Genomic DNA, 1598 nt, shown 5'->3' with positions numbered 1-1598 from the left:
GAGGTAGCGGCCGTTCATGAAATTGCGGTAGCCGGCGAGGAGGTGTTCGGGAAGATGAGGCATGGGCGGCTAAGGCCTTTCCGGGTTGGAGGCGGCAGCTCTGCTATTTTGTTTACGCATCGTGCTTTCCGAAAGCCGATTCCGGCTTTCGGGCCGATACGTTGCGGTCGAGGAAAGGCTCTAACGGCAAAAGCCCGCTACGAGCAATGCAGAATTGTAGGGGCTGGCCATAAATGCCATGCGCCAAAAGCGTGACGCCCGCCGACATTGTCATGCCCAGATGGCGACCGGTATGCCAAAACCGTCAGCGAGCGGCGGGTCGGGAAACGGTTTTGCTTTGCCGCTGGCGATGCGGCCGGCGATCAGCGCCATCGCCGCCGCATCGAGGAAATCGTCGGCGGCCGCACCACGTGGCGGCGGCTGGTCGAGGAAATCCATTTCATAGCCATGCCGGCAAAGCAGTGCCTTGCGCTCCGCCATGCCGGCCGGGTTGACACTGCCCTTGATCTTCTTCGGCAACAGCATGGCCTGGTCGCCATTCAGGCGGCAGAAGGCGACTTCCGGATGCGATTCGAAGACGCGGCCGCGCAGTTCGGGCTGCGCGATCAGCAACGCGTCTATTTCACGGATCTTGGAGAAGATGCCGAAGGTCTGGATGGAAACGCCGCGCGGTGGATCGGATGTGGTCCTGGCCACCTCGCTTGCGCTGCGATGCGCGGCGTACCAGGCTTCGATCGTGGTGAAGCCGCAGGTGTCGGCATAGAGCGCGGCGCGGGACGGGATCGAGAAGACGCTGGACTGGCGCGCGCCGAGCAGCGGCCGCACCAGCGCTTCCGGTCCGCGCCCGCCCTTTTGCGAAAATTCCGGCAAGCCGATCGGCATGTCGACGGCGACGATCGCGTCATCGGGGATCGCCGCCAGCAGGGCGGCGAAGGTGGGGAAGACATCGACCGAAGGCGCGGGGCTGGCGTCACGAGGTGTCGAACCGGGTTCGTGCAGCACGGCGATCCAGCCGGCCTTGCAGCCATCGGCGCCGACGAGCACGATTTCGGGGGTCACGCCCGGCGGTCCCGCCCCGGATGCGTCAGGTGGCGAAGCTGGACCATGGCCATCGGGTGCGACAGGCTCTGCGCATCGGTTTCGAGCTGCAATTCGTCGCCGCCGCGCTTGGCCGTGCGCGCCAGGATCTCGTAGACCGCCGCCGTGGTCGACTGCAGCGCCTTGATCGCCGGCTGGCCGGACAGGATGCGCGCCAGGTAGACGGCGGCCGTCAGGTCGCCCAGCCCATTCGGCGGCTTGTCGATCAGGCGGTGTTCGGCGAGCAGCGCCTGGGTGCCGTCGAGCAGCAAATTGCCGGTGCCGCCTGAAATCATCGACGGTGCCGAGGTGACCAGCATGGTCGGCGGTCCGGCATGGAGCGCCGCCGAGATCACCGATTTCAGGTCGGGTAGCGGCGCGCCGGCCATCCATTCCAGCTCATAGCGGTTGGGGGTGGCGATGTCGGCGATCGGCATCAGGCGGTCGCGCATGGCGGCGGCGGTGGGCTCGGGCACATAGAGGCCGCCGGAATCACCCATCACCGGATCGCAGATATAGAC

2 protein-coding genes are annotated in these 1598 nt (G+C 66.0%); both read right to left on the bottom strand.

Going from position 1 to position 1598, the window contains the following annotated elements; genetic code table 11:
• Positions 1–270: 270 nt before the first annotated feature.
• Positions 271–1059: a DUF429 domain-containing protein gene (locus EOA36_RS35005; protein ID WP_127281197.1), complete on the bottom strand. Its 789-nt coding sequence runs from the start codon at positions 1057–1059 to the stop codon at positions 271–273.
• Positions 1056–1598, bottom strand: a 543-nt coding sequence (locus tag EOA36_RS35000) for a PfkB family carbohydrate kinase (protein ID WP_189553533.1), incomplete at its 5' end; no start/stop codon positions are given. The genes EOA36_RS35000 and EOA36_RS35005, both read right to left, overlap by 4 nt.

Source organism: Mesorhizobium sp. M8A.F.Ca.ET.021.01.1.1, from assembly GCF_003998025.1.
Classification (GTDB): Bacteria; Pseudomonadota; Alphaproteobacteria; order Rhizobiales; family Rhizobiaceae; genus Mesorhizobium.
The sequence above is the reverse complement of the archived record's forward strand: the minus strand, read 5'-3'. Positions and strand labels throughout refer to the sequence as shown.